Below are 19,547 nucleotides of genomic sequence, written 5' to 3'. Positions count from 1 at the left end.
TTGACGGAATGGAGGGAGGAATGGCTACCGCGTGTAGCCGAACAGGGCGGGAACGAAGGTGCTCAACGCAGGGATGAACACCACCGCCAGCAACACCACCAGCAACGCGGCCAGCAGCGGCAGGATGGCGCGCGTGATCTCCTCGATCTTCAGGCGCGCCACCGAACTCATGACGAACAGAACCCCGCCCACCGGGGGCGTGGCCAGGCCGATCGTGAGGTTGAGCACGATGGTCATGGCGAAGTGCAGCGGGTGGATGCCGAACTGCTCGGACAGCGGCGCGAGCACGGGCACCAGGATGATCACAGCCGGCAGCGTGTCGATGAACAGGCCGCAGGCCAGCACGAAGACCATCACGATCAGCATGATGGTCATCGGGTCGGTCGTCATGCCCCCGATGGCCGCGCCGATGGTCTGCGGGATCTGCAGCAGTGTGAGCAGCCAGGCGAACAGCGAGGCCATGGAGACGATGATCAGCGCCGCCGAGGTGACCAGGCCGCTTTGCAGCAGCACGCGGCAGATGAGCCGCGTATTGAGCGTGCGCGTGACGAACAGCCCGATGAAGAGCGCGTAGAACACCGCCACGGCCGAGGCCTCGGTGGGGGTGAACAGGCCCGTGAGAATGCCCGCGATGATGATGGCCGGCATGAACAGCACGGGCAGGGCCTTCCACAGCGCGCGCAGCCGCTCGCCCCAGCCGGGCGGCGTGCCCACGGTGCCATAGCCGCGCCTGGCCGACAACCAGTGGTTCACGGCCATCAGGGCCCCACCCATCAGCAGGCCGGGCACCACGCCCGCAAGGAACAAGCCGGCAACCGTGACGCGGCTGTCAGTCAAGGCATAGATCACCATCACGATGGACGGCGGGATGATGGGCCCGATGACCGCCGTGGCCGCCGACAGCGCAGCGGCGTAGGCCTTGTCGTAGCCGCTTCGGGCCATCATGCGCGTCTCGATCGCGCCCGGGCCGGCCGCGTCGGCCAGCGCCGAACCGCTGATGCCCGCGAACATCACCGAGGTGACCACGTTCACATGGCCCATGCCGCCCCGCACATGGCCGACCATGGCGCCGGCGAAGCGCAGCAGCGCGGTGGTGATGCCGCTGGCCGTCATGAGGTCGGCCGCCAGGATGAAGAAGGGCACGGCCATCAGCGGAAAGCTGTTGATGCCGTCGAAGAAGCGCTGGGGTACCGACAGCAGCGACAGGTTGCCGTCGATGGCCAGCGCCAGCAGTCCCGCTCCGCCCATGGCAAAGGCGATCGGCACCCCGATGGCCAGACCGATCCCGAAGACGATGAACAGCACCGCGCTCATGCCGTGGCCTCCTCGCCATGCCCGTCGCCAATCTCCTCGGCGTGCACGAACTCGCGCGCGATGAACTGGCGCCAGAACAGCAGCAGGTGCAGCAGCATGGCCGCCGCGCCCAGGGGAATGCCCAGATAGGGCAGGCCAGCGGGCATGCCCAGGGCCGGTGTTTCCTGGCTCCAGGTGAACACCGCGATCTGCACGCCCAGCACCACCAGTGTGAGCAGGAACAGCGCGATCGCCACCGCGATGCATGCGCGCACCGCCTTGCGCCAAGGCACGGGCAGGCGGTCCTGCAGCATGTCCACCGCCACGTGGCGCCCTTCGCGCAGCGCCAGCCCCGCGCCCAGGTAAGCCACCCAGATCATCTGCACCTGGGTGAATTCCTCGACCCAGAAGATCGACTGGTTGAACACGTAGCGCATGACCACATTGGCGAACACGAGCACCGCCATCGAGGCCATCAGCGCGATGACGAGGCCCTGGTTCAGGCGCACGAAACCGTGCTCGAGGCGGGCGGCCCGGCTGGAGGGGCGGGCAGTGATGTCCTGTGGGGCCATGGGCCGGGTGTCTCCTGCAATTCGGTACCAAGGGTTTTGCCGGTATCGTATCTGATATCTCAGATATACCATGATGGGAAACCCTTACACTGCCGGCTACAGCGTCCGTTCACGCTTCTCATCCACGGCCACGACCATGACGAAACAACTTGAGCTGCAGCGACCGCGATTGCTCACCGAGGTGGTCGGCGAACGCATCCGCGAAGCCATCGTCAAGGGCGACCTGCAGCTCGGTGAACAGGTATCCGAAGCGCAGCTGGCCGCGCTGATGGGCGTGAGCAAGACACCGGTGCGCGAAGCCCTGGTGCGGCTGCAGGGCCAGGGCCTGGTGCAGATCCATCCACAACGCGGCACCTTCGTGTTCCGCCTCTCCCCCGAGGAGGTGAGCCACCTCTGCCGCTTCCGCGTGATGGTGGAAACCGAGGCGCTGCGCGCCGCCATGGCCAGCGAACGCGCGCGGCTGATCAAGGGCTTCCGGCAGTGCGTGAAGGAAATGAAGGGCGCCGAGGCCGCGCAGGACCTGCCCGCGCTGGCGCGCATCGACATGGCCTTTCACTGGAACATGTTCGAGGCCTGTCCGAGCCAGTACGTGGTCTCGGCCTACGAACTGTTGCGCTCCCAGCTCACCGCGCTGCGCTACCGCTCACCCATCACCAACGCGGTCAAGAGCCACCAGGTTCTGGTGGACGCCGTGGGCGACGGCGACGTGGAAGCGGCCTGCGCGCTGCTGACCGAACACATCCTGGACAACGAGCCGCGCTACCGGGCGGCGTGCGAGCTGGGTTGAGCTTCACGGGGCGACGCAGTCCTATCGATCGGGCTTTTCGTGAAGTCACGGTCCTTCGGATCAGTCTTCGCACTCCGTTGTCGAATGCCACTGTGACGGATCGTCGTACAGGCAAGGTCGAATGTCCGACCTGCTCGATGAACCCCTCCAGCTTGAAAGGAACTCCGCCATGACGTCCCCGTCCCGCACTGTCCGACTCCACCGCGTGCTGCGCGCCCCGCCCGAGAAGGTCTACCGCGCCTTCCTGGAGGCGGATGCCATGAGCAAGTGGATACCGCCCTACGGCTTCACCTGCAAGGTGCACCACATGGAGGCCCGCGTGGGCGGCACGTTCAGGATGTCGTTCCACAACTTCTCCACCGGCAACGGGCACTCGTTCGGTGGCGAATACCTGGAACTGGTGCCCCATGAGCGCATCCGCTACACCGACCGTTTCGACGACCCCAACCTGCCGGGTGAACTGCAGGTGGACGTGCAGCTCACGGCGGTGTCGTGCGGTACCGAACTCCACATCGTGCAGGACGGCATTCCCGAGCTGATTCCGCTGGAGATGTGTTACCTCGGCTGGCAGGAGTCGCTGGCGCAGCTGGCCACGCTGGTCGAGCCCGACATTCCGGGTTGAGCCGCGCGGGCCCCACCGGGTCTCGTCCTGCAGATTGCGCACCTCATGCCGATAGCGGAGCAGGGCCTGACAGCCTGCTCTCGCACGGTGATGTTTCACCGGCAAAACCCGGGCCAGCAGCACCATGACCAACGTGATCGACAGCATCCGCCGGGTGACGGACGTCATGGCCAGGATCAGCGCGGCCAGCGTCGAGCAGAGTTCGGGCGTGTCGCAGATCGGCGAGGCGGTCACGCAGTTGGACCAGGTGACGCAGCAGAACGCAGCCCTGGTGGAGCAGATGGCCGCCGCCGCCAGCAGCCTGCGCTACCAGGCCGGCGAGCTGGTGGAGACGGTCTCGGTATTCCGCGTCGGGGGCGACACCGTGACATCCGCGGCGCGTTGAACGGACCCGTCGCCGCGCGTGTCCCCTACACTGGCCGGGGCAAGACCCGCCAGCACTGGAGAACACATGACGACGACTTCGGACAAGAACCCACGGGTGGCCCTGGTCACTGGCGCTGGCAGCGGCATCGGCCGCGCCGTGGCCCTGGCCCTGCTGCAGGACGGCTATCGTGTCGTGCTCGCCGGGCGCCGGCCCGAGCCGCTGGATGCAATGGTCGAAGCCGCGACCGCTGCCGGCCAGCAGGCACTGGCAGTACCCACCGACGTGCGCGATGCGCAGAGCGTGCAGGCGCTGTTCGACCAGACCGAGCAGCACTTCGGCCGCCTGGACGTGGTGTTCAACAACGCCGGCGTCAATGCCCCGGCGGTGCCCATGGACGAACTGCCGCTGGACGCCTGGAAGGACGTGATCGACACCAACCTGACCGGCGTGTTCCTGTGTGCGCGCGCGGCCTTCGCGCTGATGCGCCGGCAGAACCCGCAGGGCGGGCGCATCATCAACAACGGTTCCATCTCGGCCCATGCGCCGCGCCCGTTCTCCAGCCCCTACACGGCAAGCAAGCACGCGGTGCTGGGCCTGACCAAGTGCATTGCGCTCGATGGCCGCGAATTCAACATCGTGTGCAGCCAGATCGACATCGGCAACGCGCTGACCGAGCTGGCCGAGCGCATGACCAAGGGCGTGCGCCAGGCCAACGGCAGCATCGCCGCCGAGCCGATGATGGACGTGCAGCACGTGGCCGAGGCGGTGCGCTACATGGCCGGGCTGCCGCTCTCGACCAACGTGCTCAACATGACGGTGATGGCCAGCCAGATGCCCTTCGTGGGCCGCGGCTGAGCGCCGGGCAGGCCGGCAACGCGGGCCTGTTCAACCAGCCCGCACGGTCGACTCCATCAGGCTGCGCGTGACGCGCGGTGGCGCCTCGCCGAGATGGAAGGCCAGCTTGCGGTCGCGCAGCGCGACGTCGGCGGCGGTGACGCGGTCGAAGCGCCGCAGGTGGTCGGTCCAGGACTCGTCGACGATGACCTCGACGAAGCGGCCCGGGTCGTTGATGTCGTGCAGCAGCTCCCAGGACAGCGCGCCGTGGCGCAGGCGGCTGCGTCGGCTCTCGTTGACCATGAGGTGGCGGAAGTCGGCCGCGCGCAAGGGATCGACGAGGTATTCGACCATCACCATGACGTGCCCTTGCGCGGGGGGCGCCTCGATCAGCGGCGCGGGAAAGATGCGCTTGGGCGTGAGGTCGTCCTCCAGGCCGGCGTCGGGCATCAGGCGATTGGCGAGCGCCATCGCCACCACGCCACTCACCGCCGCGATGCCCAGGGTCACGGGCACGCTGGTCCATGTGGCGATCTGGCCCCACAGCGCGGCCCCGCTGGCGCTCGCGCCCATGATGGCCATCTGGTAGATCGACATGCCGCGCGCGCGCACCCAGTCGGGCAAGCCCATCTGTATCGACACGCTCAGCGTGTTCGCGGTGGTGATCCAGGCCGCACCGCCCAGAAACATGGCGGGCACCGCCACCCCCACCTGGTCGGTCAGGGACATGGCCGCCATGGCGAGCCCTTGCAAGGCCGCGCCGCGCAGCACAAGGCCGTCGCGCGAGTAGCGGCGGCGCAGCCGGGGGAGGAACGCCGTGGACACGATGGCGCCCGCTCCCATGGACGCCAGCAGCAGCGTGAAGGTGCCGGCACCTCCGCCCTGCATGCCGCGCGCCAGCAGCGCCAGCAGGGCCAGCAGCGCGGTCGAGTGAAAGAAGAAGATCCAGATGCGCAGCAGAACGCCCTTGAGCAGGTAGGACTGCGTGACGTACTGCCAGCCCACGCGCATGGCGGTCATGAGGCGCTCGCGCCCCAGCGGGTTCGGCTTGTGTTCGCGGTGCCAGCGGGTGATGATGACGGCCGCTCCCAGCGAGAGCAGCGCGTTCAGCAGGAACACCCAGGCGCTGCCGGCGCTCGCGATCAGCGCACCGGCCAGCAGCGGGCCGATGATGCGCGAAGCATTCATCGACACCCCGTTCAACCCCAGCGCGGCCGGCAGCTGAGCCCGGGGCACGAGCTCGGGCACGATGGCCGAGAACACCGGCCAGCGCAAGGCCAGGCCGATGCCGTTGGCGAAAGTCAACGCCAGCAGCAGCGCGGGCGTCACCACACCCAGGAACACGACGACGCTGAGCAAGGTGGCCACCACCGCCACCCACAGCTGCGTGACCAGGTAATACCGCTTGCGGTCCAGGTTGTCGGCCAGCGCGCCACTGGGCAGGCCAAGCAGGAACACCGGCAGGGTGGACGCCGTCTGCACCAGCGCGACCCAGATCGGGGACGTGGTCAGCGAGGTCATCATCCACGCGGCGGCCACGTCGTTCATCCACATGCAGACGTTGGCCATGAGCCAGGTGGTCCACAACATCCGGAACACCGGCAGGCGCAAAGGCGCGATGGGGGACAGGTTGTCGTCGGGACCGGGCATGCCGGAACTGTAGCGGGTGCGCGTCACCCCTGCTGCAGCGGCAGCGCGGTCTTGTAGCGCACCTGCTTGAGCGCGAAGCTCGAGCGGATTTTCTCGACCTGCGCGATCGGCGAGAGCTGCTCCAGGATGAAGCGCTCCAGCGCGGGCATGTCGGGCACGGCCACGCGCAGCAGGTAGTCGGCGTCGCCCGTCATGAGGTAGCACTCCATCACCTCGTCGCGGATGCCGATGCGTGCCTCGAACTCCTCCAGCGCCTCGCGGCTTTGCTGCTTGAGGCTGATCGAGATGAAGACGTTGAGGTGCAGCCCGAGCTGTTTCGCATCCAGCAGCGCCACGTACTGGCGGATCAGCCCGCGCGACTCCAGCGCGCGCACCCGCGCCAGGCAGGGCGAGGGCGAGAGGTGCACGCGCCGGGCCAGCTCCACGTTGGACAGGCTGGCGTCGCGCTGCAGTTCGCCAAGAATCCTCAGATCGGTCGCATCAAGGTCATTTGTGCTGGATGTGCTCATGTCTGCGGAATTTTATGCGCCAGAACAAGCACTTGTTACCTCGCTTTGGCAGCAACTGCCTGTCCACCGCGCCTACAGTGACCGCTCCACGGAGCACCACCATGAACGACCTTTCAAGACAGCGGTATTTCGACGAACCCGCAGGCACCGACCCCGACCCGGCCGAGACGCTGGAATGGCGCGAGGCCCTGCTCTCGCTGGCGGCCACGCAGGGCTCGGCGCGCGCGCGCCAGATTCTCGACGAGCTCGCGCGCCTGGCACGCCAGCAGCGCATTGGCTGGCAGCCCGAGCTGAACACGCCCTACGTCAACACCATCGCGGTGGAGGACCAGCCCGCGTTCCCCGGCGACCTCGCGGTGGAAGAACGCCTCGCCTCGCTGATGCGCTGGAACGCACTGGCCATGGTGGTGCGCGCCAACCAGGCATATGGCGAACTCGGCGGTCACATCGCCAGCTACGCCAGCGCGGCCGACCTGTTCGAGACCGGGTTCAACCACTTCTTCCGTGCCGGAAGAGATGGTGATCTGGTGTTCTTCCAGCCGCACAGCGCGCCCGGCGTGTACGCGCGCGCCTTCCTCGAAGGCCGCCTGAGTGAGGCCGACCTGCTGCACTACCGGCAGGAGATCACCGCACCGGCCAGCGGTGCGCGCGGCCTCTCCAGCTACCCGCACCCCTGGCTCATGCCCGACTTCTGGCAGTTCCCCACCGGCTCCATGGGCATCGGCCCGATCAGCTCGATCTACCACGCGCGCTTCATGCGCTACCTCTCGCACCGCAACCTGCTGAACTGCGAAGGCCGCAAGGTCTGGGGCGTGTTCGGCGACGGCGAGATGGACGAGCCCGAGAGCATGAGCGCGCTCACGCTGGCCGCGCGCGAGCGCCTGGACAATCTGGTGTGGGTGGTCAACTGCAACCTGCAGCGCCTGGACGGCCCGGTGCGCGGCAACGGCCGCATCATCGACGAACTGGAAAAGCTCTTTGCCGGCGCGGGCTGGAACGTGATCAAGCTGGTGTGGGGCAGCGACTGGGACGGCCTGTTCGCGCGCGACACCACCGGTGCCCTGGTGCGCGCCTTCGCCGGCACGGTGGATGGCCAGATGCAGACCTTCGCGGCCAAGGACGGTCGCTTCAACCGCGACAATTTCTTCGGCCAGAACGAGGAGCTCGCGCGCCTGGCGCAGGGCATGACGGACGAGCAGATCGACCGCTTGAAGCGCGGCGGCCACGACCTGGTGAAGATCCACTCGGCTTATGCGGCAGCGGCCGCGCACACGGGCCAGCCCACCGTGATCCTGGCGCAGACCAAGAAGGGCTACGGCATGGGCAGCGCGGGCCAGGGCAAGATGACCACGCACAGCCAGAAGAAGTTCGAGGGCGCCGACCTGATCGAATTCCGCAACCGCTTCAACCTGCCGCTGACCGACGAGCAGGCCACCAGCCTGAGCTTCTTCAAACCGCCCGAGGACAGCGCCGAGATGCGCTACCTGCGCGAGCACCGCGAGCAACTCGGTGGCGCCATGCCCCGGCGCGAGACCACCTGCGAGGCGGTGCCCGTGCCCGCGATCGACGCCTACGCCGGCTTCGCGCTCAAGGCCAACGGCAAGGAGATGAGCACCACCATGGCCTTTGTGCGCATGCTCGGTGGCTTGCTGAAAGACGCGCAACTGGGCCCGCGCATAGTGCCCATCGTCGCCGACGAAGCGCGCACCTTCGGCATGGCCAACCTGTTCAAGCAGGTCGGCATCTACAGCAGCGTGGGTCAGCGCTACGCGCCGGAAGACATCGGCTCGGTGCTGAGCTACCGTGAGGCGCTGGACGGCCAGATCCTGGAAGAAGGCATCAGCGAAGCGGGCGCGCTGGCGAGCTGGACGGCCGCAGCCACCAGCTACAGCGTGCACGGCCTGGCCATGCTGCCGTTCTACATCTACTACTCCATGTTCGGCTTCCAGCGCGTGGGCGACGCGATCTGGGCCGCGGCCGACCAGCGCTCGCGCGGCTTCCTGCTGGGCGCCACGTCGGGGCGCACCACGCTGGGCGGCGAGGGCCTGCAGCACCAGGACGGCAGCAGCCACCTGGTGGCCGCGACCATCCCCAACTGCAAGGCCTGGGACCCGGCCTTCGCCGGGGAGCTCGCGGTGATCGTCGACGCGGGCATGCGCGAGATGCTGGTCGAGCAGCAGGACGTGTTCTATTACGTCACGCTGATGAACGAGAACTACGCCAACCCCGACCTGCCCGAGGGCGCGGCCGCGGGTGTGCTCAAGGGCGGCTACTGCTTCGGACAGTACGGATCACAGGGAGCGACACGGCGCGTCACCCTGCTCGGCTCGGGCGCGATCCTGACCGAAGTGATCAAGGCCGCTCAGACACTGGCCGACGAGGGCTTCGGCGTTGACGTGATCAGCGTCACCAGCTGGAGCGAACTCGCGCGCGACGATTTCGCGCATCCCGATGCCGCGCACATCACGCAGCTGCTTGCCGGCAGCACGGCGCCGGTGATCGCCGCGACCGACTACGTGCGCGCCGTGCCCGAGAGCGTGCGCGCCTTCGTGCCCGAAGGCCGGCGCTACCTCACGCTGGGGACTGACGGCTTCGGCCGCAGCGACACACGCGCCGCGCTGCGCGCGTTCTTCCGGGTGGATGCGGCGAGCATCGTGCAACAGGCGCGCACGGCAGGCGCGTGAGCCAGGTGGACATCAACGGCCTGCGCCAGGTCGGCGACGGCGACTGGACACGAGCGCCCAGATGCCGCCCAACACCAGAACAGCGCCCATCAAAAGCCCCACGGCATCACCGGCGAGTTGACTCAGTTCTTCCCACTGGTGCGCAAACAGGTGCCCGAGGCCGCCAAACAGGACGACCCAGATCGCTTCGCCAGCCACGACCGCCGACATAAAACGCGGCCAGGGATAGCCGGTCGACCCCGCCAGCAGATTGACCGGAAGCGCCACCGGTGTGAGCAGGAAGCGGCTGACAAAAACACCCCAACCACCCCAGACGGAAAACAGTGCTGCCGCATGCTGCCAACCCTGAGAACCGGTGACGCTTCGTGGCACCCGTTTCATACTGGTTCGCCCAAGCAGGTAGCTGCAGCCGTCGCCAGCCATGGCACCCACGCAGGCCGACAGCAGAGCGCCTTCAAGCGGCAATACGCCCTGGCGGGTGAAGGCACCGGCGGCCATCAGCATCATGGTGGCAGGCAGCGGAACGCCGAACGCAGCGAGAAACAGCGTGCCCCCCAGCAATGCATTGCCGTGGTTGAGCAGGGCCGTCAACAGCCACTCGCTGACTTCAGTCACCCGGCGCCTCGCGTCGGGTGGTTTCGGCCAGGATGAGCGCCTCGATGCGGGCACGCCCCGACACGGGGTCGATGCCCTGAAGATCCAGCCAGCTGCGCAGACTGCGGTCCTCATCCCCGGTGGGAGGCAAGCCCAGGGTTTCGCGCAAGCGCGATTCGGGGACGCCATACACCTTGGCAATGTAGGGCAGTGTCATCCAGCCGCGCAGCGTTTCCACCTTGATCTGCCCCGCCGCCACGCGCTGCGCGTACTGGTACTGGTGCCAGGCGCGCGCGCCAAATAGAGCAAGCAGCGCCAGCCCAGCCACGATAGCCAGAACGCCTAGCCAGCGCCTCGTGCGCTGCAAGAGACCGGAAGGAGAATGTTGCGACATGGGTCCTCATTCGACGACTTCATGGGTCGCGAGCACCCTCCGTATGTCTTTGATGCTGGTGCGGCTGGCGGGGATCGAACCCACGACCCTCGGCTTCGGAGGCCGATACTCTATCCACTGAGCTACAGCCGCATGCTGTAAAAAGACCAATACTCGTTTCGTTGCTACCAGCTGCCATGACGACAGCCTTCGGAGGCCGATACTCTATCCACTGAGCTACAGCCGCAACGCCCGCGATTCTATCAGGCGGGGTCCTCGCTACCGTGTGGCAAGGAGGGCCTTGGCTATAATCCAAGGCTGTTTTGCCCTGCTCCCCGACAGGCACGCCCCACTCCCTTTCCGGCACCGATTCGCCACCTTGAGGACACCATGAGCGACCACGCGCACGACGAACACCACACTGGCCCGATCAAGACGCCCACGCAGCTGCTCTGGACGTCTTTCTTTGCGTTTGTCGCCCCCATCTTCATCATCATTGGTCTGGTGTACTACGTGGTGTCGGGCAACAAGCCCGCAGCCGGCGCGGTGGACGTGGAGCTGGCCACGGCACAGCGCATCCAGCGCGTGGGCACGGTAGAGCTGCGCGACGCCAACCGCCCCCTGGCTTCTGGCGAGTCGGTGTACACCGCGCAGTGCGTGGCCTGTCATGGTGCTGGTCTGGCTGGCGCGCCAAAGCTCGGCGACACCGCCGCCTGGGCACCGCGCCTTGCCACCGGCTACGACGCCCTGTTGACTTCGGCACTCAAGGGCAAGGGGGCCATGGGCGCACAAGGCGGAGGCGCCTACCGCGACGCGGAGATCGGTCGCGCCGTGGTGCACATGGCCAACGCCTCGGGCGGCAAGTTCCCGGAACCGCAAATGCCGGCACCGGCAGCTGCCGAAGCCGCCCCGGCCGCCACGCCGGCACCTTCTGCGGTGACCACGGCCGCAGCGCCTGCGCCCACCACCGCTGCACCCGCCCCTGCTGCAGCCACCACCGTGGCCGCCGGTACAGGCGAGGCGCTCTACAAGCAAGCGTGCGCCGTGTGCCACGTGGCTGGCGTGGCTGGCGCGCCGAAGCTCGGCGACAAGGCCGCCTGGGCGCCACGAGTCGCAACGGGCCTGGACGCCCTGACCGCCACGGTGATCAAGGGCAAGGGCGCCATGCCGCCCAAGGGCGGTTCGACCGCGTCGGACGCGGACATCAAGGCCGCCGTGCAGTACATGCTGGCGGCGGTGCAGTAAGCGGCACACTCTGAGCCACACATGAAAAAGCCGGCCTCGAGCCGGCTTTTTCATGTGCAGTCAGATGTTAGACACGGTTCTCGCTGATCGGTTTCGGCCAGGACATGCGCAGGGACGCGTCGCGCCATTCGCGTGGCGTCATCCGGTACTCATCTCGAAAACTGCGGCTGAAATGCGCGGCGTTGTTGAAGCCCCAGGAAAACGCGATGTCGGACACGCTCTGTTCCAGCAATCGGGGATTGGCGAGATCGCGCCGGCTTGCGTCAAGGACCCGCACAAAATCACCAGCGCCAAACTCTGATCAGCCGCGCGGGCGCTGCACAAACCCATAACGTCTGGGCAGCGCCGCGTTTTCAACCTCGGTGGGTGTCCAGCGCCCATCGGCCACCCAGTCGGCCGCCAGGCCCATGTCGGCGCTGTGCACCAGGCCGACTCCCACATCGGTGACCAGATACAGCCTGCCGGATTCGTCCAGCAGGCTTTCCTGCGTCTGCGCCTCTGCTCCGGTGTGCGCAAGCACACGGCCGTCAGGCTGCAGGCGCCAGACCCAGGGCGTGTCCTCCAGATCCACATACACCCTCTGTGGCCCATTCTGGAAGTACCAGCGGCCTTCTTCGTCTGCGGCGTAGTTGCGATGGATGAAGTCGATCAGTTTTTCGTGCCGCAACAGCGAACCCTTGCTGGCGGGAAACGGGCCGGCTGCCTGCGTGCGGTCGTCGCGCATGTACCAGTTGCCGCGCGCGTCCAGCCCCAGCCAGCCGAAGCAATGCGGCACGTTGGGCCATTTGGCCATTGCGGCCTTGACGATGTCGTCCATGGCGGTGATTGTCAGAGGTGGGCGAGCAGCCAGTTTCCCACGGCTTCGGGCATGGCGCGCACATGGCCGGGAAGGCCGAAGGGTCCTTGTGACACCGGGAATCCGACATGGCCCCCCTGCGGGGGCTGCCACAACACGACGCTGGCACTGGTGTCTTGCGGGCCGGGCAACGACGCAGCCGGCACGAAAGGATCGTTGCGGGCATTCAAGGCCAGCGCGGGCACACGGATGCGCTGCAGAACCGGTTTGGCCGAAGCGCGGGCCCAGTAGTCCGCGGTGTCACGAAAGCCGTGCAACGGGGCCGTGAAAAGGTTGTCGAACTCATAGAGATCACGCGCCGCCAGCAGCGCCTCGCGGTCGAACAGACCAGGATGCTGCTCCAGCTTCTGCAACGCCTTGGGCACCATGGAACGCATGAACATGCGGGTGTAGACCAGCCGGTTGAAGCCCCGCCCGATGGCACAGCCGCCAGCGGCAAGATCGAGTGGTGAACACACCGAGGCGATGGCGCGCACACGCTGCTGCGCTTCCTGCCCCATTTCCCCGGCCCAGCGCATCAGCGCATTGCCTCCCAGCGACACACCCACGGCCAGCAGCGGGCGGTCGGGGTTCTCGGTGGCGAAGCGGCGCAGGATCCAGTCGATCTCGGCAAAGTCGCCCGAGTGGTAGGCGCGTGGCGCGTGGTTGAGTTCACCCGAGCAACCACGGAAATGCGGCACCGCATAGGCCAGCCCGTGAGCCGCGGCAAAGTCGGCAAAGGCCACGGCGTACTGGCTGGCCGACGAGCCTTCGAGACCGTGAAACAGCACCAGCAGCGGCGCTTGCGAATCGCTCGCGTGCAAAGATTCATCCACGTCGACGAAGTCCCCGTCAGGCGTGCTCCAGCGGCTGCGCCGCCAGCGAGGCGCGGGCCCGAAGTGGCGGCGTGCCACCAGCGCGGCCCACAAGGTCTGGGGGTTGCCACCGGGCAACCACCACGGCGCGCGGTAGGGAAAGCCGTCTCCGTGCGTCAATGCAGCACCGGCCTGACGGCAAGCACTTCGAGCGGCTCCGCGCGCGCGCCCGGGCTTGCGTGGTGGGCGACCATGCGCCAGCCCTGCGCGGTCTTGGCGTACACGTTGGTCGCGACGACCCAGGCATGCTGCGGGCCGTCGTCGGTCATCACGGCCACGCGCTCAACCACGCTGTGCACGCTGCAGCCCCCGGCGTCCATGCGGTGCACCTTCTCGGCATGGGCCTGTACGCTGCCATTGGCAAACATGGCCTCGAAGGCGGCGCGCACGGCTGCGTGCCCGACCAGGCGAGGGCCGCCCGGGTGCACGCAGACGATATCGTCCTCGTCCGCCCAGCAGGCCATGAGCCGCTCGATATCGGCGTGCTGCATGGCGTCGTAGAACGCGGCCTCCGTATCGTCCGGCGAGCCGGGAGGAAGTTTGGGTTTGCGCATGCGGCGTATTTTGCCGCCTGCGCGGGCATCGGTCCCATCCCGCGTCCGCCTGGCGCCCCGCCACCGTCGCGGACCCGGGGGGTATAGTGCCGCTGGTCGGGGCACCCATTTCAGCGGAGGTTTCATGCGCGCCATCATCCAACGGCTGTTCTTCTGGGCTGCGGCCTTGCTGCTCGCCTCCAGCCTCACCGGCTGCGGCTACAACGACTTCCAGCGCCTGGACGAGCAGAGCACGTCCGCCTGGGCCGAGGTGCTCAACCAGTACCAGCGGCGCGCGGACCTGATCCCCAACATCGTCGCCACCGTCAAGGGCGAGGCCAACTTCGAGCAGGAGACGCTCACCCGCGTGATCGAGGCACGTTCGAAGGCCACCGCCATCCAGGTGACCCCCGAGATGCTGAACAACCCGGCGGCCATGCAGCAGTTCCAGGCCGCGCAGGGCGAGCTCGGCAGCGCGCTCAGCCGCCTGATGGTGGTGGTTGAGCAGTATCCCAACCTCAAGGCCAACCAGGGCTTCAGCGACCTGCGCGTGCAACTCGAAGGCACCGAGAACCGCATCACGGTGGCGCGCAACCGCTACATCCAGGCCGTGCAGGAGTACAACGTGCTGGCGCGCAGTTTCCCGACCAATCTCACGGCGATGGTGTTCGGCTACACGGCCAAGGCCAACTTCCAGGTCGCCAACGAAGCTGCCCTATCGACACCGCCCACGGTGGACTTCGACAAGAAGCCATGAACATTCCAGCGCGACTGGCCCGGTCGCTGCTGGCGCTGGGGCTGTGGTGTTTGCCCCAGTGGGCCATGGCGCAAGGCCTGCAGCCGCTGCCTGAACTGCGCGCGCGCGTGATCGATCAGACCGGCACGCTGGACGCGGCCAGTGTGGCCTCGATCGAAGCCACGCTCGCCGCTTTCGAACAGTCCCACGGCTCCCAGGTGGTGGTGGTCATGGTCGCTACGACGGCACCAGAGGACATTGCCGACTACACGCAGCGTCTGGGCGACGCCTGGAAGATCGGACGCCGTGACGTGGGGGACGGCGTGCTGTTCGTCATCGCCAAGGACGATCGCCGCCTGCGCATCGCCACCGCCAAGGCGCTCGAAGGGGCCATTCCCGACCTGATGGCGCGGCGCATTCTGGACAGCGCGGTCACGCCCGCGTTCCGGCGCGGCGACTACGCAGCGGGCATCCAGGCTGGCGTGGAGCAGATCCTGGCGCGCATCCGCGGAGAAGAACTGCCACTGCCCGATGCACAGGGCCGCATTGCGGCCAGCGGCGGGGACCCATTCGACGGGTTGGAGGTGCTGGTGTTTCTGGTGTTCGCCGTGCCCATGTTCTCGGTGATGCTGCGTGGCCTGTTCGGCAACAAGCTGGGCACTTTGCTTACCGGCGCAAGCGCGAGTGGGTTGGCGTGGGTCTTGACCGCCGTGGTGTGGGTGGCCATTGGCGCGGGCCTGCTGGGCATGCTGGCCGCGCTGTTCATGCAGTTCATGCCAGCAAACACCCCCCGGTCCTCGGGCCGAGGCGGGCACGGCGGCTGGGGTGGAGGTGGGTTCGGAGGCGGAGGCCGCAGCGGCGGCTTCAGTGGTGGTGGCGGATTCCGCTCCGGCGGCGGTGGCAATTTTGGCGGCGGTGGCGCGTCTGGCGGATGGTGACGGAGACAACCACGCCATGAACACGCTGATCCGCATCCTCAAGCACCGCTGGCTGGACGCTTCAGATACCCGGCGTGCGGTGCCCGACGACATGGCCGAACGCCTGGCGCGCCGCGTCGCAGCCAGCGAGGAACGGCACTGCGGCGAAGTGCGCCTGTGCGTGGAGGCATCGCTGCCCACCAGCTACCTGTGGCGCATCAATGCCCGTACGCCGTTGGCGACAGTGGTTCGCGAGCGAGCGCTGGCCTGGTTCGGTCGTCTTCGCATCTGGGACACCGAGCACAACAACGGCGTGCTGATCTACCTCTTGCTGGCCGAGCATGCGATCGAGTTCGTGGCCGATCGTGCACTCGCGCAGCGCGTGGGCCAGGCCGAGTGGCAGGCAATCGTGGACCGGCTGGGTACGCGCCTGCGCGAAGGCGCGTTCGAGGACGGATTGACGCAGGCCCTGGAAGAGGTGTCTGCCTTGTTGGTGCTGCACTTCCCCGCCGAGGCGGAGAAGGATCGGCGCAACGAACTGGCCGACAGCGTCGTGCGCCGCTGAATCGTCAGCCTCGCCCGCCGCGTTTGTCCGGGGTGGCGCGGCTGTTCAACGCCACGTTGAGCTCCTGCTGCAGTGCCTTGTTCATCTGGGCGAAGGTCTTGAGCTTGCGCGTGGTCTCACGCAAGCGGTCGGCCATGCGCTTGGAAATCGCCAGCAACAGCCGCGACCCCAGCTTGGGGTCCTCCTTGAGCAGACGCATCAGGGCCGTGCGCGAAAGCACGGCCGCGGCAATGTCGGTGTTGGCGGTACAGGTGGCCGAGCGCGGCGCACCATCCAGCACGCCCATCTCGCCGATCAGGTGACCGGGCCCCATGATGTTCACCACCATGCTCTCATGCAGGCCGGGCAACTCGTTCTCTACCGCGATATCGCCCTCGAGCACCAGCAGCATGTAGTCGGTTTGCTTGACCTCGCCTTCCTGGATGATCACGGTGCCGGCTTTGATGAGCTTGGGTCGCATGTACCCCACGATTTTCAGGGCGTCGCCCAGTGTCAGATCGGCCAGTGCAGAAGAAGTGACCAGCAGGCGGGCCGCCACTTCCTCGGGAGCGGTGTCCGGACTCTCGAATATGGAAGACATGTCGTGCTCGGTCCCTTTTGCTTGGATCGTTTCAGGATGTTATTCGCTATGAAGCATGTCGACTGGCAAGACCAAGAAAAAGACCGGCGCAAGGCCGGTCCATTTCTGCGGGGCGCCGCGAGACGCTTACTTCTTCTGGCGGTACTTGCGCAGCGCAGCGATCTGAGCGGCCATGACCGCGAGCTCCGAGGTGGCCTTGGCCAGGTCGAGGTCGCTCTGCGCGTTCTTCACAGCCTCTTCGGCCTGACGGCGGGCCTCGGTAGCCTTGGCTTCGTCCAGGTCGCCACCGCGGATGGCGGTGTCGGACAGGACCGTGACATGGTGCGGCTGCACTTCCAGAATGCCGCCGGCCACGAACACGAACTCCTCGCCGCCCTCGGCCTTCTCGATGCGCACGGCACCGGGCTTGATGCGGGTGATCAAGGGCGTGTGCCCGGGCAGGATGCCCAGCTCACCGGCCTCACCCGGCAGCGCCACGAACTTGGCCTCGCCGGAGAAGATGGATTCTTCGGCGCTGACCACATCGACGCGGATGGTACTCATGGGATTTCCTTGGGTTGGGCGTTGAGCGCTGAGCGTTGAGCGCGCGGGGGCGTCTGCTCAATCCCCGCTCAACGCACTACGCTGAACGCTGAACCTCGGTTCAGGCGACCTTCTTCGCCTTTTCAAAGGCTTCGTCGATGGTACCGACCATGTAGAAAGCTTGCTCGGGCAGGTGGTCGCACTCACCAGCGGCGATCATCTTGAAACCACGGATCGTTTCGGACAGCGGCACGTACTTGCCAGGCGAACCGGTGAACACCTCGGCCACGTGGAACGGCTGCGACAGGAAACGCTGGATCTTGCGTGCACGGGCCACGGCCAGCTTGTCTTCCGGCGCCAGCTCGTCCATACCCAGGATGGCGATGATGTCGCGCAGTTCCTTGTAGCGCTGCAGCGTGCCCTGCACAGCGCGGGCGGTTTCGTAGTGCTCCTGACCCACGACCAGCGGATCAAGCTGGCGGCTGGTGGAGTCCAGCGGATCCACGGCGGGATAGATGCCCAGCGCGGCGATGTCACGGCTCAGCACGACGGTGGAGTCCAGGTGGGCGAAGGTGGTGGCGGGCGACGGGTCGGTCAAGTCGTCGGCCGGCACGTACACGGCCTGGATGGAGGTGATCGAGCCGACCTTGGTAGAGGTGATGCGCTCCTGCAGGCGGCCCATTTCCTCGGCCAGCGTCGGCTGGTAGCCCACGGCGGAAGGCATGCGGCCCAGCAGGGCGGACACTTCGGTACCGGCCAGGGTGTAGCGGTAGATGTTGTCCACGAAGAACAGCACATCACGGCCTTCGTCGCGGAACGACTCGGCAATGGTCAGACCGGTGAGGGCCACGCGCAGACGGTTGCCCGGGGGCTCGTTCATCTGGCCGTAGACCATGGCCACTTTCGATTCGCCCAGGTTCTCCAGGTTCACGACGCCGGAGTCGGCCATCTCGTGATAGAAGTCGTTGCCTTCGCGGGTGCGCTCACCCACACCAGCGAACACCGACAGACCGCTGTGGGCCTTGGCGATGTTGTTGATGAGCTCCATCATGTTCACGGTCTTGCCCACACCGGCACCACCGAACAGGCCCACCTTGCCGCCCTTGGCGAACGGGCACACCAGGTCGATCACCTTGATGCCGGTCTCCAGCAGCTCCTGCGAGGGCGAGAGTTCGTCGTACGCCGGGGCCTTGCGGTGGATCGATGCGGTCAGCGCCTGGTCGACCGGGCCACGTTCGTCGATGGGTGCGCCGAGCACGTCCATGATGCGGCCCAGCGTGGCCTTGCCCACGGGCACCATGATGGGGTTGGCGGTGTTGGACACCAACATGCCGCGGCGCAGGCCATCGGATGAGCCCAGCGCGATGGTGCGCACCACGCCGTCGCCCAACTGCTGCTGGACTTCCAGCGTCAGCGCGGAGCCTTCCATCTTCAGGGCGTCGTAAATGTGCGGCATCTGGTTGCGCGGAAATTCAACGTCCACGACGGCGCCGATGCACTGGACGATCTTGCCTTGTACTTGAGACATGATGGATACCTTTTAAATACTCTGGATTCTGTTGAACGGCTGCTTCAGACCGCTGCGGCACCGGCGACGATTTCCGAAAGCTCTTTCGTGATCGCGGCCTGGCGGGTCTTGTTGTAGACCAGCTTGAGTTCACCGATGACGCTGCCAGCGTTGTCGGTTGCGGCCTTCATGGCCACCATGCGGGCGGACTGCTCGGACGCCATGTTCTCGGCCACTGCCTGGTACACCTGGGCTTCCACGTAACGCAGCAGCAACTCGTCAATGACGGCGGCGGCATCAGGTTCGTAGATGTAATCCCAGTCGCGACCACCGGCATTGTCCTGGATCGTGTCCGCGTTGAGCGGCAGCAGTTGCTCGATCACCGACTCCTGCTTCATCGTGTTGATGAACTTCGTGTAGCAGACGTAGACGGCGTTGACACGGCCCTCGGTGTAGGCATCGAGCAGCACCTTGACGGGGCCGATCAGCTTTTCCAGATGGGGCGTGTCGCCCAGGCCCGTCACGCTGGAGACGACCTTTGCGCCAATGCGGTTGAGGAAGCCCAGACCTTTGTTGCCAATGGCCACCGCCTGGGCATCCTGCCCCTTGGCCTGCAGCTCCTTGAGCTGGTTGGTCACGGCGCGCAACACGTTGGTGTTGAGGCCGCCACACAGACCCTTGTCGGTCGTGACGACGACAAAACCGGCGGTCCTGGCGTCGTTGGTCTGCATGAACGGGTGGGTGTACTCCGGGTTCGCCCGGCTCAGGTTGCCGGCGATCTGGCGCACCTTTTCGGCGTACGGGCGGGCCGCGCGCATGCGCTCCTGCGCCTTGCGCATCTTGGAGGCGGCGACCATTTCCATGGCTTTGGTGATCTTCTTGGTGTTCTCCACCGATTTGATCTTGCCGCGTATTTCCTTGCCTGCTGCCATTGCTGCTCCTTTATC

Annotated in this window: 22 protein-coding genes, 1 tRNA gene and 1 pseudogene; 9 read left to right on the top strand and 15 right to left on the bottom strand. The window is 66.6% G+C overall.

Features of this window, described 5'->3' with window-relative positions:
• Positions 1-24: 24 nt before the first annotated feature.
• The gene (locus K5880_RS13170; protein WP_297652867.1) at positions 25-1,314 is read right to left on the bottom strand and encodes a TRAP transporter large permease; all 1,290 of its coding nucleotides are present in this window, start codon (positions 1,312-1,314) and stop codon (positions 25-27) included.
• Positions 1,311-1,865: a TRAP transporter small permease gene (locus tag K5880_RS13165; RefSeq protein WP_297652864.1), complete on the bottom strand. Its 555-nt coding sequence runs from the start codon at positions 1,863-1,865 to the stop codon at positions 1,311-1,313. Before K5880_RS13165 ends, K5880_RS13170 begins: the two co-directional genes overlap by 4 nt.
• A 136-nt stretch (positions 1,866-2,001) precedes the next feature.
• On the opposite strand from K5880_RS13165, the gene K5880_RS13160 reads away from it, so the two are divergent.
• The 4 genes and pseudogenes from K5880_RS13160 to K5880_RS13145 all read left to right on the top strand — a co-directional run bounded on the left by K5880_RS13160 (position 2,002) and on the right by K5880_RS13145 (position 4,496).
• Positions 2,002-2,652: a GntR family transcriptional regulator gene (locus K5880_RS13160; RefSeq protein WP_297652861.1), complete on the top strand. Its 651-nt coding sequence runs from the start codon at positions 2,002-2,004 to the stop codon at positions 2,650-2,652.
• A 169-nt stretch (positions 2,653-2,821) separates the two neighbouring features.
• A complete protein-coding gene (locus K5880_RS13155; RefSeq protein ID WP_297652858.1) occupies positions 2,822-3,274 on the top strand; it encodes an SRPBCC family protein in 453 nt (150 codons plus the stop codon).
• Between the two features lie 109 nt (positions 3,275-3,383).
• Positions 3,384-3,659, top strand: a pseudogene (locus K5880_RS13150) (chemotaxis protein); the annotation flags it as partial.
• A gap of 66 nt (positions 3,660-3,725) precedes the next feature.
• Positions 3,726-4,496 (top strand): SDR family oxidoreductase, encoded by a 771-nt coding sequence (locus tag K5880_RS13145; RefSeq protein WP_297652855.1) that lies wholly within the window; start codon positions 3,726-3,728, stop codon positions 4,494-4,496.
• 30 nt (positions 4,497-4,526) lie between these two features.
• Here K5880_RS13145 and K5880_RS13140 read toward each other — a convergent pair whose 3' ends face one another.
• Positions 4,527-6,125 carry an MFS transporter gene (locus K5880_RS13140; RefSeq protein ID WP_297652852.1) on the bottom strand — a complete coding sequence of 533 codons (1,599 nt, stop codon included), beginning with the start codon at positions 6,123-6,125 and terminating at the stop codon, positions 4,527-4,529.
• 23 nt (positions 6,126-6,148) lie between these two features.
• Positions 6,149-6,634 (bottom strand): Lrp/AsnC family transcriptional regulator, encoded by a 486-nt coding sequence (locus K5880_RS13135; RefSeq protein ID WP_297652849.1) that lies wholly within the window; start codon positions 6,632-6,634, stop codon positions 6,149-6,151.
• A 101-nt stretch (positions 6,635-6,735) separates the two neighbouring features.
• Here K5880_RS13135 and mdeB point away from each other — a divergent pair, with 101 nt between their 5' ends.
• Positions 6,736-9,318, top strand: a complete 2,583-nt coding sequence (gene mdeB / locus K5880_RS13130; protein ID WP_297652847.1) for an alpha-ketoglutarate dehydrogenase — start codon at positions 6,736-6,738, stop codon at positions 9,316-9,318.
• Between the two features lie 12 nt (positions 9,319-9,330).
• Here the strand turns inward: mdeB and K5880_RS13125 are convergent, their stop codons facing one another.
• The 3 genes from K5880_RS13125 to K5880_RS13115 all read right to left on the bottom strand — a co-directional run bounded on the left by K5880_RS13125 (position 9,331) and on the right by K5880_RS13115 (position 10,438).
• On the bottom strand, positions 9,331-9,933 hold the full coding sequence (locus tag K5880_RS13125; RefSeq protein WP_297652844.1) for a DedA family protein: 603 nt from the start codon (positions 9,931-9,933) through the stop codon (positions 9,331-9,333).
• Positions 9,926-10,306, bottom strand: a complete 381-nt coding sequence (locus tag K5880_RS13120; RefSeq protein WP_297652841.1) for a hypothetical protein — start codon at positions 10,304-10,306, stop codon at positions 9,926-9,928. The genes K5880_RS13125 and K5880_RS13120 overlap by 8 nt, the downstream gene beginning before the upstream one ends.
• A gap of 56 nt (positions 10,307-10,362) precedes the next feature.
• Positions 10,363-10,438 (bottom strand) — tRNA-Arg (locus tag K5880_RS13115).
• Between the two features lie 237 nt (positions 10,439-10,675).
• On the opposite strand from K5880_RS13115, the gene K5880_RS13110 reads away from it, so the two are divergent.
• Entirely contained in the window at positions 10,676-11,530 is an 855-nt protein-coding gene (locus K5880_RS13110; RefSeq protein ID WP_297652838.1) for a c-type cytochrome, read from the top strand.
• 67 nt (positions 11,531-11,597) lie between these two features.
• Here K5880_RS13110 and K5880_RS13105 read toward each other — a convergent pair whose 3' ends face one another.
• From K5880_RS13105 to K5880_RS13090, 4 genes are read right to left on the bottom strand one after another with little or no spacing between them, the layout of a single operon-like run.
• Positions 11,598-11,807 carry a helix-turn-helix domain-containing protein gene (locus K5880_RS13105; RefSeq protein ID WP_297652835.1) on the bottom strand — a complete coding sequence of 70 codons (210 nt, stop codon included), beginning with the start codon at positions 11,805-11,807 and terminating at the stop codon, positions 11,598-11,600.
• Between the two features lie 24 nt (positions 11,808-11,831).
• Positions 11,832-12,347, bottom strand: a complete 516-nt coding sequence (locus K5880_RS13100; RefSeq protein WP_297652833.1) for a DUF2946 family protein — start codon at positions 12,345-12,347, stop codon at positions 11,832-11,834.
• 11 nt (positions 12,348-12,358) lie between these two features.
• On the bottom strand, positions 12,359-13,360 hold the full coding sequence (locus K5880_RS13095) for an alpha/beta fold hydrolase (RefSeq protein ID WP_297652830.1): 1,002 nt from the start codon (positions 13,358-13,360) through the stop codon (positions 12,359-12,361).
• Complete coding sequence (locus K5880_RS13090) at positions 13,357-13,794, bottom strand: nuclear transport factor 2 family protein (protein WP_297652827.1); 438 nt, start codon at positions 13,792-13,794, stop codon at positions 13,357-13,359. The genes K5880_RS13095 and K5880_RS13090 overlap by 4 nt, the downstream gene beginning before the upstream one ends.
• A 124-nt stretch (positions 13,795-13,918) precedes the next feature.
• Between K5880_RS13090 and K5880_RS13085 the strand changes: the two genes are divergently transcribed.
• From K5880_RS13085 to K5880_RS13075, 3 genes are read left to right on the top strand one after another with little or no spacing between them, the layout of a single operon-like run.
• A complete protein-coding gene (locus K5880_RS13085) occupies positions 13,919-14,530 on the top strand; it encodes a LemA family protein (protein ID WP_297652824.1) in 612 nt (203 codons plus the stop codon).
• Positions 14,527-15,447 carry a TPM domain-containing protein gene (locus tag K5880_RS13080; RefSeq protein ID WP_297652821.1) on the top strand — a complete coding sequence of 307 codons (921 nt, stop codon included), beginning with the start codon at positions 14,527-14,529 and terminating at the stop codon, positions 15,445-15,447. The genes K5880_RS13085 and K5880_RS13080 overlap by 4 nt, the downstream gene beginning before the upstream one ends.
• 16 nt (positions 15,448-15,463) lie before the next feature.
• On the top strand, positions 15,464-15,991 hold the full coding sequence (locus tag K5880_RS13075; protein WP_297652818.1) for a TPM domain-containing protein: 528 nt from the start codon (positions 15,464-15,466) through the stop codon (positions 15,989-15,991).
• 4 nt (positions 15,992-15,995) lie between these two features.
• On the opposite strand, the gene K5880_RS13070 is transcribed toward K5880_RS13075, so the two are convergent.
• The 4 genes from K5880_RS13070 to atpG all read right to left on the bottom strand — a co-directional run bounded on the left by K5880_RS13070 (position 15,996) and on the right by atpG (position 19,532).
• A complete protein-coding gene (locus tag K5880_RS13070; RefSeq protein WP_297652815.1) occupies positions 15,996-16,571 on the bottom strand; it encodes a cyclic nucleotide-binding domain-containing protein in 576 nt (191 codons plus the stop codon).
• A 126-nt stretch (positions 16,572-16,697) separates the two neighbouring features.
• Positions 16,698-17,114: a F0F1 ATP synthase subunit epsilon gene (locus K5880_RS13065; RefSeq protein ID WP_297652812.1), complete on the bottom strand. Its 417-nt coding sequence runs from the start codon at positions 17,112-17,114 to the stop codon at positions 16,698-16,700.
• A 100-nt stretch (positions 17,115-17,214) separates the two neighbouring features.
• A complete protein-coding gene (gene atpD / locus K5880_RS13060; protein WP_297652809.1) occupies positions 17,215-18,621 on the bottom strand; it encodes a F0F1 ATP synthase subunit beta in 1,407 nt (468 codons plus the stop codon).
• Positions 18,622-18,665: 44 nt separating this feature from the next.
• Complete coding sequence (gene atpG, locus K5880_RS13055; RefSeq protein WP_297652806.1) at positions 18,666-19,532, bottom strand: F0F1 ATP synthase subunit gamma; 867 nt, start codon at positions 19,530-19,532, stop codon at positions 18,666-18,668.
• Positions 19,533-19,547 lie beyond the last annotated feature (15 nt).

Source organism: Hydrogenophaga sp. (assembly GCF_025699295.1).
Taxonomy (GTDB): domain Bacteria; phylum Pseudomonadota; class Gammaproteobacteria; order Burkholderiales; family Burkholderiaceae_C; genus Hydrogenophaga.
This window is presented reverse-complemented; position numbering and strand designations above follow the sequence as displayed.

Coding starts and splice junctions, on each gene's coding strand:
- K5880_RS13170 (WP_297652867.1), bottom strand. CDS start 1,314: ATGAGCGCGGTGCTGTTCATCGTCTTCGGGATCGGTCTGGCCATCGGG.
- K5880_RS13165 (WP_297652864.1), bottom strand. CDS start 1,865: ATGGCCCCACAGGACATCACTGCCCGCCCCTCCAGCCGGGCCGCCCGC.
- K5880_RS13160 (WP_297652861.1), top strand. CDS start 2,002: ATGACGAAACAACTTGAGCTGCAGCGACCGCGATTGCTCACCGAGGTG.
- K5880_RS13155 (WP_297652858.1), top strand. CDS start 2,822: ATGACGTCCCCGTCCCGCACTGTCCGACTCCACCGCGTGCTGCGCGCC.
- K5880_RS13145 (WP_297652855.1), top strand. CDS start 3,726: ATGACGACGACTTCGGACAAGAACCCACGGGTGGCCCTGGTCACTGGC.
- K5880_RS13140 (WP_297652852.1), bottom strand. CDS start 6,125: ATGCCCGGTCCCGACGACAACCTGTCCCCCATCGCGCCTTTGCGCCTG.
- K5880_RS13135 (WP_297652849.1), bottom strand. CDS start 6,634: ATGAGCACATCCAGCACAAATGACCTTGATGCGACCGATCTGAGGATT.
- mdeB (WP_297652847.1), top strand. CDS start 6,736: ATGAACGACCTTTCAAGACAGCGGTATTTCGACGAACCCGCAGGCACC.
- K5880_RS13120 (WP_297652841.1), bottom strand. CDS start 10,306: ATGTCGCAACATTCTCCTTCCGGTCTCTTGCAGCGCACGAGGCGCTGG.
- K5880_RS13110 (WP_297652838.1), top strand. CDS start 10,676: ATGAGCGACCACGCGCACGACGAACACCACACTGGCCCGATCAAGACG.
- K5880_RS13100 (WP_297652833.1), bottom strand. CDS start 12,347: ATGGACGACATCGTCAAGGCCGCAATGGCCAAATGGCCCAACGTGCCG.
- K5880_RS13090 (WP_297652827.1), bottom strand. CDS start 13,794: ATGCGCAAACCCAAACTTCCTCCCGGCTCGCCGGACGATACGGAGGCC.
- K5880_RS13085 (WP_297652824.1), top strand. CDS start 13,919: ATGCGCGCCATCATCCAACGGCTGTTCTTCTGGGCTGCGGCCTTGCTG.
- K5880_RS13080 (WP_297652821.1), top strand. CDS start 14,527: ATGAACATTCCAGCGCGACTGGCCCGGTCGCTGCTGGCGCTGGGGCTG.
- K5880_RS13075 (WP_297652818.1), top strand. CDS start 15,464: ATGAACACGCTGATCCGCATCCTCAAGCACCGCTGGCTGGACGCTTCA.
- K5880_RS13070 (WP_297652815.1), bottom strand. CDS start 16,571: ATGTCTTCCATATTCGAGAGTCCGGACACCGCTCCCGAGGAAGTGGCG.
- K5880_RS13065 (WP_297652812.1), bottom strand. CDS start 17,114: ATGAGTACCATCCGCGTCGATGTGGTCAGCGCCGAAGAATCCATCTTC.
- atpD (WP_297652809.1), bottom strand. CDS start 18,621: ATGTCTCAAGTACAAGGCAAGATCGTCCAGTGCATCGGCGCCGTCGTG.
- atpG (WP_297652806.1), bottom strand. CDS start 19,532: ATGGCAGCAGGCAAGGAAATACGCGGCAAGATCAAATCGGTGGAGAAC.